This window comes from Larkinella rosea (genome assembly GCF_003858635.1).
Lineage (GTDB): Bacteria > Bacteroidota > Bacteroidia > Cytophagales > Spirosomataceae > Larkinella > Larkinella rosea.
In genome coordinates this window covers 194,769-211,196 of the sequence record NZ_RQJO01000008.1, presented here as the reverse complement: position 1 = coordinate 211,196, position 16,428 = coordinate 194,769, and the positions used below count along the sequence as shown (strand labels likewise).

Sequence of the window (16,428 nt, the reverse complement as noted above, 5' to 3'; positions counted from 1 at the left end):
ACACCGTGTTTGCGTTGCCGGAAAAGTGACAGGAACACAGATTAGACGGAGTTTGTGCCGCAACTGATTCATAACCGCTCCGGAATAATCAATAGCTGGTTGGTTTTGGTCTGTAATTATAGTTTCGTAAAGAGCATAATCGTCTATATATCAAATGATTAAACCAAAATTTAAACCTTAAACGTTTTCTTAACTGACATCCATGCCGTTCGATCCCGACAATAAAATCGTGCAATTGTGTGCGGAAGGAATGAATCACGAGGGCGAGCCTGAAAAAGCATGTCAATTCTTTCAGCGGGCCTGGGCAGAAGCCATTACTCCTTTTGAAAAGTTTGTTGCCGCCCATTACGTGGCCCGTCAGCAACCGAGCGTGGCCGACAAGTTGAAATGGGACGAAACCGCGCTCCGGCTGGCTCTGCTGGAAGAAACTGAAACGTCCCGGGAAGCCTATCCGTCCCTTTATTTGAATGTGGGGAAAGGGTATGAAGATTTGCGGGATTTTGATCGGGCCCGAGAACATTACCAACTGGCGCAGTCTTTTGCGGATCGTTTGCCGGATGAGGGCTACGGAAAAATGATCCGATCGGGCATCCGAAATGGGCTGGAAAGAACGAAAGACCCGTTGGAAAGGCGGTAGGTAAACCCGTTCTGCTCCTTTTATTCCCGGTAGGCTAACCGGTTTTGCGGAAAGCTTTTCTGCAGCGAAAACCGTTCGCAAACCGTTACTCATTTTTTGGTTAATAAACCCCATGAAAATCGTAGTCATCAGCCTGTTTCTGTTCGGCTTTACCTTGATCGGTCACGCGCAGCCACCGGCTTCCCTGAAACTTTGGTACAACAAACCCGCCGGTAAAACCTGGACGGATGCCCTGCCCGTCGGCAATGGGCGGCTGGGCGGTATGGTCTACGGGAATCCGGAGCAGGAAATCATCAAACTGAACGAATCGTCGGTCTGGTCGGGGGGGCCAAACCGCAACGACAATCCCGACGCGCTGGCGGCTTTACCGACCATCCGGAAGCTGATTTTTGAAGGAAAACACGCCGAAGCCCAGAAACTGGCGGCCGAGAAAGTCGAGTCTAAAAAGGCACAGGGCATGATGTTCCAGCCCGTCGGCAACCTGAATCTGGCGTTCGCCGGTCATGAATCCTTCACCGATTATTACCGGGAACTGGATCTGGAGCGGGCCGTTTCGACCACGTCTTATACCGTTGCGGGTGTTAAATATACCCGGCAGGTGCTTGCTTCCGTACCCGATCAGGTCATTGCCGTTCGGCTGACGGCCAGCCAGCCGGGCAAATTGACCTTCACGGCTTTTCTGAACAGTCCGCAAAAAACCGAACGCCAGACCGAGGGCACGAACAAGCTGGTTTTAACGGGCATGACCAGCGACCACGAAGGTGTTAAAGGGCAGGTGCGGTTCAAGGCGCACGTCAGGGTGTTGCCGGAAGGTGGTCGGCTCAGCCGCAACGATACGTCGGTGGTGGTAACGGGCGCGAATGCCGCTACGCTTTATGTGTCGATCGGGACCAATTTTGTGGATTACAAAACCCTGACGGCCAATCCGCAAGCCAAAGCCGAAGAACCGCTAAACCGGGTGATTTCGCGACCTTTCAATACGGTTTTGAAAGATCACGTCGTGGCTTATCAAACGTACTTTAACCGGGTGAAACTGGATTTGGGCACAACCGATGCCGCCAAATTACCCACCGACGAGCGAATCCGGCAGTTTGCCTCCGGCAACGATCCGCAACTGGTTTCGCTGTATTTCCAGTTTGGGCGGTATTTGCTGATTTCCTGCTCGCAACCCGGACGTAACGGCGTAGGGGGGCAGCCTGCGACCTTGCAGGGCATCTGGAATCAGCAAATGAATCCGCCCTGGGACAGCAAATACACGATTAACATCAACACCGAAATGAATTACTGGCCCGCGGAGGTCACGAACCTGACTGAACTGCACGAGCCGCTGATTCAGATGGTCAAGGATTTATCGCAAACCGGGCAGGAAACCGCCAGAACCATGTACGGCGCAGGCGGCTGGGTGGCCCACCACAACACCGATTTGTGGCGGATTACCGGGCTGGTCGATCCGGTTTTCTATGCCATGTGGCCGATGAGTGGCGCCTGGCTGAGCCAGCATGCCTGGGAGAAATACCGGTATTCCGGCGATAAAACCTATCTGAAATCGGTTTATCCGGCCATCAAGGGAGCCGCTCAATTCTTCGTCGATTTTCTGATCGAAGAACCGACGCACCACTGGCTGGTCGTGAGCCCCAGTATGTCGCCCGAAAACGCGCCGACCAGCCGCCCGAACGTCACGATTGGCGCGGGACATACGATGGATAATCAACTGGTTTTCGACATTTTCACGGCGGCCCTGCGGTCGGCAGAAGCCCTGAATACGGATGCGGATTTTGTCAAAATTCTGAAAGAAAAACGCGCCCGGCTGGCCCCGATGCAGGTCGGCCAGTTTGGGCAGTTGCAGGAATGGCTGGAAGACCTCGACAACCCGAAAGACCAACACCGCCACATTTCGCACCTGTACGGTTTGTACCCGTCTGGGCAACTGTCGGCCTACCGCACGCCCGAACTGTTCAGCGCGGCCCGCACCTCGCTCGAACATCGGGGCGACGTTTCAACGGGCTGGTCGATGGGCTGGAAAGTAAACTGGTGGGCGCGGCTCCTCGACGGAAACCGGGCGTATAAACTCATCACTGACCAGCTTTCGCCCGTCAATGCGCCCGGCAAAAAAGGCGGGGGCGGCACCTACACCAACCTGTTCGACGCACATCCGCCGTTCCAGATCGACGGAAACTTTGGCTGTACGGCGGGCGTGGCCGAAATGCTGCTGCAAAGCCACGACGGAACCGTTCACCTGCTGCCCGCCCTGCCCGACGTCTGGAAGGATGGCAAAGTCAGCGGTTTGCGGGCACGGGGCGGTTTTGAACTGGTATCGATGGAATGGAAAGACGGCAAAATTGCGAAATTGACCATTAAGTCGAACCAAGGGGGGAACTGCCGGATTCGGGTTCCGAATATCCTGAAAGCGAACGGAGTAGCACTAAAAACCGCTCAGGGTACCAATCCGAATCCGTTTTACCAGCCCGAAGAAACCGCCAAACCCTTGATTTCATCCCAGGCCACACTCAACCCGCTGCCGCTGAAGGAAACCTTCGTGTATGATTTCCCGACGCAAAGCGGAAAAAGCTATCAATTGACGTTGTAGTCGCCATGACATTTGTCTTCTAAACCCATGAAAAAAACAATCTGGCTCAGCAGTGTGCTGGCCGCGTCGTTGCTGGCCGTTACCTGTCAGGTAGCCCGGCAAAATGCCCCAAATTCCGTCCAAACCGCTACGAGCCAATCCGAACAAACCGTACCGGCGTTTACTGAGAATCCGTCACCGGCTCATTTAACGCCCGAACAAAGCCTGAAATCGTTTCGGTTACCGAAAGGCTATCACCTCGAACTGGTGGCCAGCGAACCGATGATTCACGAACCGGTGGCGGTGGCCTGGGATGGCAACGCCCGCATGTACGTGGTGGAAATGAACACCTACATGCAGGATGTGGACGGCTCCCACGAACATGATCCGACGAGCCGGGTGATGCTGCTGGAGGATACCAACAACGATGGAAAAATGGACAAAAGCTCCGTTTTTATCGATAAACTGCTGTTACCCCGCATGTTGCTGTGCGTCGGTCACGAGTTGCTGGTCAACGAAACCGATACCTACGACATTTACAGCTACAAGGACACGAACGGCGACGGCGTGGCCGATCAGAAAAAACCGGTTTTTAATCCGGGCAAAAAAGCCCCCGGCAACCTGGAACACCAGCGCAGCGGTCTGGACTGGAACCTCGACAACTGGATTTACGTGACCGTCGACCCGGTGCGGTTTCGGTATACCGGTGGCGTATTGAAAGCCGATACGATTCCCAGCGGTTCCGGTGGTCAGTGGGGGTTGACGCACGACAATTACGGGCGGCTGTATTTCTCGTCGGCGGGGGGCGAAGTTCCGGCCCTGGGTTTCCAGATCAATCCGATCTACGGGCGGATGGAATTCAGCGATCAGTACAGCCAGGAATTCAACGCCGTCTGGCCGATCATCAAAACGCCGGACGTGCAGGGTGGGGTGCAGCGCATTCGTCCGGCGGATACCACTCTGAACCATTTCACGGCCAGTTGCGGGCAGGTGGTTTTTCGGGGCGATCGGCTGCCGACGGATTTGTCGGGCGATTTGCTGATCTCGGAACCGGTCGGTCGGCTGATCCGCCGGGCGAAAGTCGGCAATGTAGCGGGCAAAACGACACTCGAAAACGCGTACCAGAAAGAAGAATTCATTGCGTCGACCGACATGAATTTCCGGGTCGTCAACATGTATACCGGTCCGGACGGTTGTCTGTATCTGGTCGATATGCACCGGGGTATTATTCAGGAAGGTAACTGGACGCGCCCGGACAGTTACCTGCGGCCCCAGATTACACGTTTGGGACTGGACAAAAATATTCAGCACGGACGGATTTACCGGCTGGTTCACGACGGACTCAAACCCGGCCCGAAACCGCAGATGCTCGACGAAACCAGTGCCAAACTGGTCAGCTACCTCGATCACGCGAACGGCTGGTGGCGCGATAACGCCCAGAAAGAGCTGATTGTCCGGAACGACCAAACCGTGGTTCCCACCCTGAAAACCATCGCAACGGGCCAGAAACCGGCTTCGGACCTGGGCCGGATTCATGCGTTGTGGACGCTGGAAGGGTTGAATGCACTGGATAAAACCATTGTGCTGAAAGCGTTGACGGACGAAGATGCGCAGGTCAGAAAAACCGCTGTTCGGCTCAGTGAACCGTATCTGAAACAAAACGATGCGACTCTGCTGGCCCGGCTGGGTGATTTGAAAACCGATCCGAGTTTCGACGTCCGCACGCAATTGGTTCTTTCATTATCGTACAGCCCGGATTCAAAAGCCAGAACGCTGGCGCAGGAAATCATTACGCTGGCACCCGGCAATGAAATGGTGGCCCGTGCGCAGCGAAGCCTGGACAAAAATGAAGACGTTAAGAAGTTTGGACGGCGACTCGGCAGCCTCGACGAAATCGATCGGAAGCTGGTGCTGAACGGTTCGACAATTTATAAGTCGCTGTGTACGACCTGCCACGGGCCGGATGGCAAAGGACTGGAAAGCAAAGCCGCTCCTCCGCTGGTGGATTCGAAACGCGTTCGGAACCGCAATAAAGACATCGCGATCCGCATTTTACTGCACGGCTTGTCCGGCCCGATCGACGGCCAAACGTACCCGGACGTGATGCCCGCGATGGGCGCCAACGACGACGAGTGGCTGGCTTCCGTGCTGAGTTACATCCGCTACGAATTTGGATCGAATCAGGGCGTTGGCGTACGACCCGCCGATGTCAAAGCCGTTCGGGAGCAAACTGCCGGACGCTCGAAGGCTTGGACGCTGGACGAGCTCATAAAACCGGATCAGAAATGAAAAACCGCTTATTGAATCCTAACGGATAATTTTTAACCCGCAGAAGCTGACAAACCAAGCCTGACACACACGATTTTACTTGAATTCCATGAAAAAGCTCATTTTCCTGGCCGGGATTTTATTGGCCTTACTTTCCGGTTTCGACGCCCAAAGTCAGACTGTCGAAGTTAAATACGACGAAACCGGCTGCCTGTACACTAGCTACAAGGGTCTGGTTATGGCCGGTTATCAGGGCTGGTTTTCGGCTCAGGGCGATGCGTCCGACCGCGGCTGGCACCACTATCAGAAACGCGGAAAATTCGAACCCGGTTTTGCGTCGATCGACTTCTGGCCCGATGTAAAGGACTACCCGACCACTTACCCGACGGCTTTCAACTACGCTAACGGCGAAACCGCATCAGTGTATAGTCCGTACGACGAAACCAGCGTCGACCTGCATTTCAAATGGATGAAAGAGTACGGCATCGACGGGGTTTTTATGCAGCGGTTTTTGTCCGAAATCAAGTCGGAAAAAGGCAAGCGGCATTTCAACAAAGTGCTGGCCAACGCCCTGAAAGCGGCTAAAAAGCACAAACGGGCCATCTCCATCATGTACGACCTCAGCGGTTCGACCTCGGCGGATATGGATTTGCTGGCGAACGACTGGAGCGAGTTGCAACAGCTTTTTGCGCTGTTTAATAACAAGGAAAATCCGACCTATCTGCGGCACAACGGAAAACCACTGCTGGCGATTTGGGGTGTCGGTTTTAACGACAACCGCCGGTACACCGTGGCCGATATTCAGGGATTGATGGAGAAAGTGAAAGGACCGACGAAGAAAACGGCGGTTTTGCTGGGCGTGCCGTATTACTGGCGAACGATGACGAAGGATACCGAACCGTCGGAACTGCTGCATCCGCTCATCAAAAGTGCCGACATCATTATGCCCTGGGCCGTTGGGCGGTATAATCCCAACACCTACGCGACGGTTTCGGGAAATACGCTGGCGGGCGATATTGATTGGTGCAAAACCAATCAAGTCGATTACGTGCCGCTGGTTTTTCCGGGATTCAGTTGGGGAAACCTCAAAAACAGTCCCAACGTCTACAACCAGATTCCGCGTTTGAAAGGCGATTTTCTGTGGCAGCAGGTGGCGGGGGCTCACCAGGCCGGGGCGCAAAGTCTGTACGTGGCGATGTTCGACGAAGTGGACGAAGGAACGGCCATTTTCAAGACGAAACGGGAAAATGAGTTACCGCTGAACGGCGACGGCAAATTTGTGGGCATCGAACCCGGGCTGGATTCCGATTATTACCTCTGGCTGACGGGCCAGGCTACCAGCTGGTTCCACGGCAAAAAGGGCTATTCGCCCCAAAAACCGGTCCGGAAAAAGTAGAAGGATTGTTACGAAAACTCGTAGAAACTCCGGCTGGCGGCTTCCACCAGCGACGCATACGACGCGTCGTGCAGTTTGCGCATCAGAAAACCGTGTTCGCGCAGGTAATGCAGGTTAAATTTCCGCATCAGGCGGTGGTAAGGAACTTCGGGGCTTTCGACGTGCTTAATGACGTAATTCGGAAAATACCCGTAAACCTCTTCCGGAGCGATGCTGTAGGGTGCCGCGTTCATTTCCGGCGCATATTCCAGCGTGTTCAGAAAATATTCCGTTCCGGGAGAGGTCAGCTCTTCCATTTTTTGCAGGTACCCGACCCGCATGGGAAGCGGTAACGCAGCCAACGAAGCCCGGTCGTAAACGAGGTCAATCTCTCCGGCTTCCTCGGGCGTTAGTGCGAACAGATCTTTGCAAAAGATGGTCAGATTGTTCGAGATATACCGCTCCCCGACTTTTTCATACGCAAGCTGGTTTTCCGCAAAGAATTGCAGGATAACGCCTTCGACCTTTTCCACGCCCACAACGCGTTCCGCAAATTGGCTGAAATACACCAGATCCAGCGACCGACCGCAGAGCGGCACCAGAATCGATTTTTCCATTAACGCAAAGGGCGTCAGGTGTTTCAGCACGTACGGATGAACGTCCTGGCGGTGGAAGCGGCTGTTTGTCTCTTCCCACGATTCGGCCCAGGCTTGCTTTTCCATGTAGTACTTGTTGTTGTTCTTTGTTGTTCAGTAGTTGTTGTTGCTGTGTCTTTCGACGCTACAAAGTTGGCAGATCGAACCGCGTTTTGGTAGAGGAAATTTACGGTTTCTTAAAAACAGGTACTTCTACGTATACCGCCAGGATCGTATTGGAATAAATGATCTATGCCAGTCACTTATTCCGCCACCTCAATCTTCAAAATCCGGTTGTCGACGGTTCCGTCGGTAATGATGGGTTCGTCGTAATAATGCACGCGCATCCGCATGCCGTCGCGGATGGGTACCCGAACAGCGTCGTTGTTCTGAAAACCGGCGGCACTACCTCCGCCCGTAATGTAGTAGCCAAACTTGACGGAGTTAACCGTAAATCCTTCGTAGTGATAGTCGTGCCATTTGTTGCTGGCATCTTTGTCGCGCCATTTTTTCTCCCAGTAGCCGGTTACGATGCCCTCGGTTTTCAGGCAATCGTTGGATTCCAGCTTCTTTTTCAGCCGGGTATAATCCCAATAGGGCAGCGCAACGGCTACGGCGGTGAAGACGCAGAAAACCGTCAGCAGGATTTTCCGGTGTTTCCAGGTCCGAAAAAAAAGAAAAACCACCAGCGTGGCGGTCGCCAGGCCGGCTGCAATGTAGGCCATGAGCCATTCTTCGTAGCCTTTGGCTGCGATGTCGTAAACCGTATGGTAATGCATAGGTTAAAGGCCGGAAGTCGATTCTTCCGTTTTGGGTACCATCGAATGATCTGTTCCCAAGGCCTTCGCAATTAAAATGACGCCAAGCAGCGTCAACACGGCGCCCATCAGAAAGGGCGCGCCCGGAAAATACACCGGCGCTTCGGGTTTCGTAAAATACGCAAACAAGTTGGTCATTAACAAGGGCCCCACAATGGACGTCATGCTCGCCAGACTCGTCAGCGCTCCCTGCAATTCGCCCTGTTCGTTGGGCGGAACGTGCGTCGAAATAATGCCCTGCACGGCCGGGCCGGCCAAACCACCCAGCGCATACGGAATCATGAAGGCAAACATCATCCAGCCCTGGCTCGCAAACGCAAACAGCGTAAAACCGATGATGGAGCAGGTCAACCCCGTAAAAACCGCCCGTTTCTGACCCAGTTTCGGAATGGCCACCCGAATCAGACCGCCCTGCACAATGGCGACCGTCAGGCCAATGAACCCGAGCGAATACCCTACCCAGGCTTCGTTCCAGTGGAATTTTTCGATAACGTAGTACGTCCAGACCGATTGGGGCGCCTGACCGGCAATGTAGAGCAACACCATCGTGCTGACCAGCCCGACGATAGCCGGATAACGTCTCAGGCGTTTCAGCGAACCCACCGGATTGGCCCGTTTCCAGTCGAACGCCCGGCGGTTTTCCAGCGACAGCGATTCCGGGAGGATGAAATAACCGTAGATGAAATTCAGCAGCGAAAGTCCGGCCGAAATCATGAACGGAACCCGGCTGCCGTACTGGCTGAAAATCCCGCCGATAATCGGCCCCACGATGAAGCCCAGTCCAAAAGCGGCTCCGACCAGACCAAAATTCTGCGCCCGTTTTTCCGGCGGACTGACGTCGGCAATGTACGCGGCTGCGGTCGTGAAACTGGCTCCGCAAACCCCGGCAACAAACCGCGCGACAAACAACCAGGCGATGGTGGGCGCAAACGCACAAAACACGTAATCGGCGCCCAGGCCGAAAAGTGAAATGAGCAGCACCGGTCGTCGGCCGAAGCGGTCGCTCAAACCGCCCAGAATAGGTGCAAACACGAATTGCATGATGGCATAGGAAAACGTGAGCCAGCCGCCGTACTGTGATGCCTCGCTGAGATCTCCGCCGGTCAGTTCTTCAATGAGTCGGGGAACAATCGGGGCAATAACCCCAATACCGGTGCAGTCGATGAGAATGGTAATGAAGATAAACGTCAGCGCCCGGTTGCGTTGTGGAGCCATGCGGTAAAATTTTGCCCAAAGTTACGGCTTTCTGCCCATTTTTGTCATTAAGTTGCGGAAACCATTTCAGACATGACCATACTCGAAAACGACTTTATCACCGTAGCCATTCGCCCGAAAGGTGCCGAACTGACTTCTATTTATAACAAACAGACGGGGATCGAACACCTCTGGCAGGCCGATCCGGCGGTCTGGCCCTGGCACGCGCCGAATTTATTTCCGGTAGTAGGCGGCTGTCTCAACAATCAGATCATCGTCGACGGAAAACCGTATCCGATGGAGCGGCACGGTTTTGCCCGCCATTCCGAATTTACGGTGGTGGAAGCCACACCAACGAAGGCGGTTTTTTCGCTGCAAGCCAACGAGAAAACACGTGCGGTTTTTCCTTACCGGTTTGAGTTGCAGATCGAATATTTAATTGAAAATCAAGTGCTGACGATTATTTACCGGGTGATCAATCAGGAAGACCAGCGGATGTATTTTTCGGTGGGTGCGCACCCGGCTTTTGCCGTGCCGTTTCTGCCGAACGAGAACTACGAAGATTATTACCTGGAATTCCAGAAGGAAGAACCGCTGGAACGCCATATGTTGTCGCCCCAGGGCTATTTTACGGGCGAAACCCAGCCGATTTTGACCGTCGACCGGCAACTGCCTTTGGTCAAAGATTTATTCAAAGACGACGCGCTGGTATTCAAAAATCCGGAGTCGCGGAGCGTGACGATCCGGAGCCGCAATCATGACCATGCCGTAACGGTCAGTTTTCCGGCCTTCCCGTATTTCGGTCTGTGGAATAAACCGGGGGCTTCGTTTGTCTGCATCGAACCCTGGCTGGGCTGCGCCGACAGCGAAGGAACGCCCGTGCCGTTCGAAGAAAAAGAAGCCATTCAGCACGCGGAACCGAACGGTTTTTTTGAAACCGGTTTTACGATTGGCGTATAAAAAAGTGGCCGGTGAGAAATTTCCCACCGGCCACTCCAGAAGTATGTTTGGCGGCAACGCGAAACCCCGCGCCTTACGCCCTATGCTTATTTCTTCTCCGTCAGCAGGTTGAAGAACTCGTCCAGCTTCGGCAACAGCACGATTTCGGTCCGGCGGTTGGTCTGACGACCGGCTTCGGTCGTGTTATCCGCTTTCGGAATATATTCAGAACGTCCACCAGCCGTCAAACGAGACGGAGCCACGCTAAACTGCGTTTGCAGCGTCCGAACCACCGAAGTTGCCCGCATAACGCTCAAATCCCAGTTGTCTTTCAGGAATTGCGTCGAGATTGGGTACACATCCGTGTGCCCTTCTACCAGCACATCGAGGTTGCTGTGATCGTTGATCACCTGGGCTACTTTACCCAAAACCGTCTCCGCTTGCTTGTTGACGACGTAGCTGGCCGAAGGGAACAGCAGTTTGTCGGAAATCGAAACGTATACCACACCTTTCTTCACCTCCACCTGTACATCGCTGTCGTTGATGTCAGAAAGTGACCGTTTCAGGTTTTTCACTAACAACAGGTTGATCGAATCCCGGCGTTGTGCCGAAGAAGATACATTCGAGAGCGTTTCCAGGGAACGACGGATGCTTTCGGCACCGGCTTTGCTGACAATCGACAGATCGGCCATCCGATCCAGGATGTTCGTGTTGGTCTTTTTCAGGTAATCCAGCTGGCTCTGTAAATCAGAAATCTGGTTGTTTTTGGTGAGCAACTCTGCGTCTTTTGTGCCGATCGTACTTTGTAGACTGGCCGTCTTTTTGGCGCAATCTTCCAATTCAATTTTTACTTTGTCATGAACGGTTTGCAATTCAGCTAGTCGCTTTTTGCTTTTGCAAGAGGTAATTACGGTTAAGAGGGCAATGGCAAACAGGAAATTTTTCATATTTTTTGTTAGGGATAATAAAATTATTTAGGGTTAACGCTAAAGCTCTGCAAGTTACGAAGCAAATGACCAAGGTAACAAGTGGATTTTTACATTATTTCTATTTTTAAGGTTTTTCTAATTATCCGGCCTTTCAAAACCGGCTCAGCGCTTTTTCCGACACGGTCAACCCAATTGACAGTGATGAAGTTGCGGCTGGTGAGGGCGCGTTGCAGACGTTGATGGCCCGCTCAGTTTCCAGAATGGCAAAGTCGTCGAGTAAACCGCCCGTGCGGTCGCAGGCCTGAGCCCGAACGCCCGAACCGCCTTCCACGAGATCGTCTTCCTGAATTTCCGGAATCAGTTCCTGCAACGCCTTGGTAAAAGCCGATTTCGAAAACGACCGGTACATTTCGCCCAGACCGGTTTCCCAGTATTTGGCGGCCACTTTCTGAAAACCGGACCAACTCAGCGTTTCGTACATTTCTTTCAGATTAATATCCGATTTCCGGTAGCCTTCCCGCTGAAACGCCAGCACCGCATTCGGCCCGGCTTCGATGCCACCGTGTACCATCCGCGTAAAGTGAACGCCCAAAAACGGAAAATTGGGGTCCGGAACGGGATAAATGAGGTTTCGGACCAGGTATTGTTTCTCGGGCCGGATTTTGAAATACTCCCCCCGAAACGGAATGATCCGCAGATTGATCGGGTCTCGTTGCGTCAGTTGGGCAATTTTGTCGGAATACAATCCGGCGCAGTTGATCACCAGTTTGGTTTCGTAGGTCGCTTGATCGGTCAGCACCACCGAGAGCGTATTGCCGGTCGTGATCTGCGTCACTTTCTCGCCCAACCGGATCTCGCCACCCAGTTCCCGGAATTTCCCGGCGTATTTCTCGCAGACCTGCACGTAGTCGATGATGCCCGTTTGCGGCACCCACATGCCTTCAACACCCCGCACGTGCGGTTCGATTTCGTGCATTTCGGCCTGCGTCAGTTTTTTCAACCCTTCCAGTCCGTTCTGCCGGCCGCGTTCGTAAAGGTTATTGAGCTGTGGTATCTCTTCCGGTTTGGTCGCTACCACAATCTTCCCGCAAAGTTCGTAGGGAACGTTTTCTTTTTCGCAGAACTCGAGCAGCATCCAGTAGCCGCGAATGCAGTTGGTGGCTTTCAGACTCCCCGGTTTGTAGTATAATCCCGAGTGAATGACGCCACTGTTGTGACCGGTCTGGTGGGCTGCCAGCCGGTTTTCTTTTTCCAGAACCGTTACCGAAAGGCCGGGGCGTTGCCGCTTGATTTGCAGGGCCGTCGCCAGCCCCACAATGCCGCCCCCGATGATGATGATGTCAGTCATGTTTTTAATTCGGAAAAGATATTTTACCCATCGAAACCGTCGGAACGCCCTGCCGGTTTCCGAACGAGGTATGCCCGCCCGCAACGGCTTCGTTGGCCAGAACGGCAAATAAAATGGCTTCTTTGGCATCGCCGGAAAGACCCAGTTCGTCGGTATTGGCAAAGCGAAAACCGGGTAGCAGTTCCTGAATGGCGCCGGTCAAAACCGGGTTGTGCATGCCGCCCCCGCTCCGGTAAACCGTGTAGTCTTCCCCCGGTTTGATCACTTTCCGGATCGCTTCCACGATGGTTTCGGCACTGAACCGGGTCAGGGTCGCCAGCAAATCTTCGGGCGTCAGGTCAACGTCGGTTCCGCTGCGTTGCCGGGCCTGCGCCACATAATCCGGGTTAAAAACTTCGGGACCGGTGGTTTTGGGGAAGGGTGCCGTAAAAAACGGGTGCTCTTTCAAGGCCTGTAACAAGGCCGGATGCACCGTTCCGCGGGCGGCAATCTGTCCGTTGGCGTCGTAGGGCTGGTTGAAAAGCTGTCGCGCAAAGGCATCAATGAGCGTATTGCCGGGACCCGTGTCGGTCGTAAAAACCTCCTCGGCGTTCAGATTTCCCGGCAGATAAGTAAAATTGGCAATGCCGCCCATGTTGAGCATCAGCCGGTTTTCGTCTTTCTTCGAAAAAATAAAATAATCGCCGTAAACCGCCAGCGGAGCACCTTCGCCCCCTTTGGCAATGTGTTTCTGGCGGAAATCACTCAACGTAATGATACCCGTTGTCACCGCAACGTGGTCGCCGTCACCGATTTGGAGCGTCGCATTTGGAAAATCAGCGAGCCGGTGCTGGCTTTTGGGCGCGTGAAAAACCGTCTGGCCGTGACTGGCCACGAGGTCGACGTCGGCAGGTGTCAGGTTCCAGCGTTGCAGACAATCCGTGACCATTTGGCCGTGAATCCGTCCAATCCAGGCATTGAGCAGACACAGATGTTGAAAATCAATTTCTTTTTTGGCAAAAACTTTCCGTATTTCCGCCTTCAGGTTGTCGGAATACGGTACGGTTTCAAAATGGGTCAACGCAACGTCGGTTTGGGGGCCACTGTCTTTAATGCGACAGAGTGCCACGTCCAGACCGTCCATGGAGGTGCCCGACATCAGTCCGATGATCCGACGTTCCGGGCGTTGCGCCAGTTCATAGAGGTGTTGTATCTGGATATTCATAGCTGGGGATGAGGTGGGCAAAAGTACCAACTGGAAACTGTAAATCGAAACGTAAACCACGACAACCGAAACCATAACGCGTGATGTGGCTGGGAGAAGAACAGTTTGATTTTTTTGAAGGGCTCCTTTTCCAGACCCTGGGCCGGTCGGTCGAAGTGCTGGAAGCCCGGTTTTTGATGGGTGGTAACGTCAGCACGGCTGCGCAGGTTTTTTCGTCGGAAGGGCTGTTTTTTGTTAAATGGAACCCCGACGAGCGCACTGATATGTTCGAGTGGGAAGCCTGCGGGCTCGATCTGCTCCGCTCTACCGAAGCGATTTACATTCCCGAAGTGCATGGCTACGGAAAATACCGCGATAAATCCTATCTGGTGCTGGAATACATCGATCCGGTGGTGGCTAAAACCGACTACTGGGAATCATTCGGACAGTCGCTGGCGTTGTTACATTCACACACCCAATCCAAATACGGCCTGAGCTTTGATAATTACATCGGATCGCTGCCGCAAAGCAACACATTAACAGACAACGGGATCACGTTTTACATCGAACAGCGACTCCAGCCGCTGGCCGGAATGGCCCTTTACAAAGGACTTATTTCAAAGGAGATGTACGATCAGTTTCAAAAATTATATCAGCGTCTCCCCGATTTACTACCGGTTGAACGACCGGCTTTGTTACACGGCGATCTGTGGTCGGGCAATGTGATGGTGAACGAAAAGGGCGATGCCGCCCTCATCGATCCGGCGGTTTATTATGGTTTGCGCGAAGCTGAACTGGCATTTACTACGCTTTTCGGCGGTTTTGACGAGCGGTTTTACGATGCCTACGACGAAGCGTTTCCGCTGGAAGACGGTTTTCAGGAACGGGTCCCGATTTATAATCTGTATCCGCTGCTGGTACACCTGAATCTGTTCGGAACCGGTTATTTAAGCGGTATTGAGCGGGTGTTGAAACGTTTCTAGACTATGATATTTATGATTTAAAATGATGACGGTGATTGTATTATGGTGCGGATGATTTTTTGAAACGTCAACCAGATCATTTCATCGTCAGGATCATATCTATCACCGTCATCATTTTAAATCATAACTATCATAGTGAGCTCTTTCGAAGATTTTAAGCTCAACCGACAGCTCCTGAACGCCGTCGAAGAGGCTGGGTATACACAACCGACGCCCATTCAGCAGCAGGCGATTCCGCTGGCGATGGCGGGGCACGACGTGTTGGGCATTGCCCAGACCGGTACCGGCAAAACGGCGGCTTATCTGCTGCCGCTGCTCATGAAAATCAAGTATGCGCAGGGGCAGCATCCGCGGGCGCTGATTCTGGCGCCGACGCGCGAACTGGCGATGCAGATCGACAAAGCGATCACGGAACTGGCGAAATACACCGACATCCGGCACGTAGCGATCTACGGCGGAATTGGCCCCAAAATGCAGATTGAAGCCATTCAGAAAGGCGTTGATATTCTGGTAGCCACGCCGGGGCGGTTTTCCGATCTGTATTCGCGGGGCGAAATTGTGGTGAAGTTGCTGAACACCATGATCCTGGACGAAGCGGACAAAATCATGGACATGGGTTTCATGCCCCAGATTCGGAAGATTCTGGAAGTTATTCCGGTCAAGCGGCAGAACATGCTGTTCTCGGCCACGTTCCCGCCCAAAGTCGAAGAACTTTCCTACGAATTTCTGGAATTTCCGATGCGCGTCGAGGTAACGCCCCAGGCATCGACGGCGGACATGGTGACACAGAAAATCTATGCCGTTCCCAATTTCCGGACTAAAATCGACCTGCTGGCGTATTTGATGAGCTTTGAAGCCGCCAACCGGGTCATTGTCTTCGCGCGATCCAAGGAAACCGCCAACAACATCTATAAATTTTTAGCCCGCAAAATTATTGCCGACGACCGAATCCGGGTTCTGCACGCCAACAAAGGCCAGAATACGCGGATCAATGCGATGGAAGCTTTTAAGGAAGGCAATATTCGCGTGCTGGTGACCACCGACGTAACCGCCCGGGGCATTGATGTCAACCAGGTCAGCCACGTCATTAATTTCGATGTCCCGCTGATTTACGAAGATTACGTCCACCGAATTGGCCGCACGGGCCGCGCCAACCACACCGGCGAAGCCATCACGTTTGTGACGATGCCGGAGGAATACCACGTCCGGCAGATCGAGAAAATCATTCGGATGCAGATTCCGCGCGAACCCATCCCCGAAGCGGTTCCGGTTACCGAAACACCGTTTGAGGAGCAGCAGGAATTTTTGAAAGAGATTGACGATCAGCGCAAAAAAGCAGATCCAACTTTTAAAGGCGCATTTCACGAGAAAAAAGGAGTGCCCGTCAAAGGCAAAAAAACTCCCGCATCCGCCCGAAGTACATCCGCATCTCCCCGCAGCACGTCGACCCGCGGAAAATCAGCCCAAAGTCCGACGACCCGCAGCGGCAAACCCAAAACCGGTTCGCTCCGTCGCCGGAAGACGTAACCGTTTTTCATTTTTTTGTACTAAAT

12 protein-coding genes and 1 pseudogene are annotated in these 16,428 nt (G+C 53.4%); 7 read left to right on the top strand and 6 right to left on the bottom strand.

The window, feature by feature from the left end; all coding sequences use genetic code 11:
• Window positions 1-202: 202 nt before the first annotated feature.
• From EHT25_RS09725 to EHT25_RS09710, 4 genes are all read left to right on the top strand, one after another.
• Window positions 203-637 carry an rRNA adenine methyltransferase gene (locus EHT25_RS09725; protein ID WP_124873899.1) on the top strand — a complete coding sequence of 145 codons (435 nt, stop codon included), beginning with the start codon at window positions 203-205 and terminating at the stop codon, window positions 635-637.
• 112 nt (window positions 638-749) lie between these two features.
• Window positions 750-3,224 carry a glycoside hydrolase family 95 protein gene (locus EHT25_RS09720; RefSeq protein ID WP_124873897.1) on the top strand — a complete coding sequence of 825 codons (2,475 nt, stop codon included), beginning with the start codon at window positions 750-752 and terminating at the stop codon, window positions 3,222-3,224.
• Window positions 3,225-3,251: 27 nt separating this feature from the next.
• The gene (locus EHT25_RS09715; protein WP_124873895.1) at window positions 3,252-5,492 is read left to right on the top strand and encodes a DUF7133 domain-containing protein; all 2,241 of its coding nucleotides are present in this window, start codon (window positions 3,252-3,254) and stop codon (window positions 5,490-5,492) included.
• Window positions 5,493-5,580: 88 nt separating this feature from the next.
• Complete coding sequence (locus EHT25_RS09710; RefSeq protein ID WP_124873893.1) at window positions 5,581-6,867, top strand: glycoside hydrolase family 99 protein; 1,287 nt, start codon at window positions 5,581-5,583, stop codon at window positions 6,865-6,867.
• Window positions 6,868-6,875: 8 nt separating this feature from the next.
• Here EHT25_RS09710 and EHT25_RS09705 read toward each other — a convergent pair whose 3' ends face one another.
• The 3 genes and pseudogenes from EHT25_RS09705 to EHT25_RS09695 all read right to left on the bottom strand — a co-directional run.
• Window positions 6,876-7,568, bottom strand: a complete 693-nt coding sequence (locus tag EHT25_RS09705; protein ID WP_124873891.1) for a class I SAM-dependent methyltransferase — start codon at window positions 7,566-7,568, stop codon at window positions 6,876-6,878.
• Between the two features lie 176 nt (window positions 7,569-7,744).
• Window positions 7,745-8,260 (bottom strand): hypothetical protein, encoded by a 516-nt coding sequence (locus EHT25_RS09700; RefSeq protein WP_124873889.1) that lies wholly within the window; start codon window positions 8,258-8,260, stop codon window positions 7,745-7,747.
• A 3-nt stretch (window positions 8,261-8,263) separates the two neighbouring features.
• Window positions 8,264-9,520 (bottom strand): annotated as a pseudogene (locus EHT25_RS09695) (TCR/Tet family MFS transporter); the annotation flags it as partial.
• Between the two features lie 66 nt (window positions 9,521-9,586).
• Here EHT25_RS09695 and EHT25_RS09690 point away from each other — a divergent pair.
• Window positions 9,587-10,453 carry an aldose 1-epimerase family protein gene (locus EHT25_RS09690; protein ID WP_124873885.1) on the top strand — a complete coding sequence of 289 codons (867 nt, stop codon included), beginning with the start codon at window positions 9,587-9,589 and terminating at the stop codon, window positions 10,451-10,453.
• 86 nt (window positions 10,454-10,539) lie between these two features.
• Here the strand turns inward: EHT25_RS09690 and EHT25_RS09685 are convergent, their stop codons facing one another.
• From EHT25_RS09685 to EHT25_RS09675, 3 genes are all read right to left on the bottom strand, one after another.
• Entirely contained in the window at window positions 10,540-11,379 is an 840-nt protein-coding gene (locus tag EHT25_RS09685; RefSeq protein ID WP_124873883.1) for an OmpA/MotB family protein, read from the bottom strand.
• A gap of 133 nt (window positions 11,380-11,512) precedes the next feature.
• Entirely contained in the window at window positions 11,513-12,709 is a 1,197-nt protein-coding gene (gene lhgD, locus EHT25_RS09680) for an L-2-hydroxyglutarate dehydrogenase (protein ID WP_124873881.1), read from the bottom strand.
• A gap of 4 nt (window positions 12,710-12,713) precedes the next feature.
• Window positions 12,714-13,913, bottom strand: a complete 1,200-nt coding sequence (locus EHT25_RS09675; protein WP_124873879.1) for an anhydro-N-acetylmuramic acid kinase — start codon at window positions 13,911-13,913, stop codon at window positions 12,714-12,716.
• A gap of 80 nt (window positions 13,914-13,993) precedes the next feature.
• Between EHT25_RS09675 and EHT25_RS09670 the strand changes: the two genes are divergently transcribed.
• Together EHT25_RS09670 and EHT25_RS09665 are read left to right on the top strand one after the other, a co-directional pair.
• Complete coding sequence (locus EHT25_RS09670) at window positions 13,994-14,875, top strand: fructosamine kinase family protein (RefSeq protein WP_124873877.1); 882 nt, start codon at window positions 13,994-13,996, stop codon at window positions 14,873-14,875.
• 129 nt (window positions 14,876-15,004) lie between these two features.
• A complete protein-coding gene (locus EHT25_RS09665) occupies window positions 15,005-16,402 on the top strand; it encodes a DEAD/DEAH box helicase (protein WP_124873875.1) in 1,398 nt (465 codons plus the stop codon).
• Window positions 16,403-16,428 lie beyond the last annotated feature (26 nt).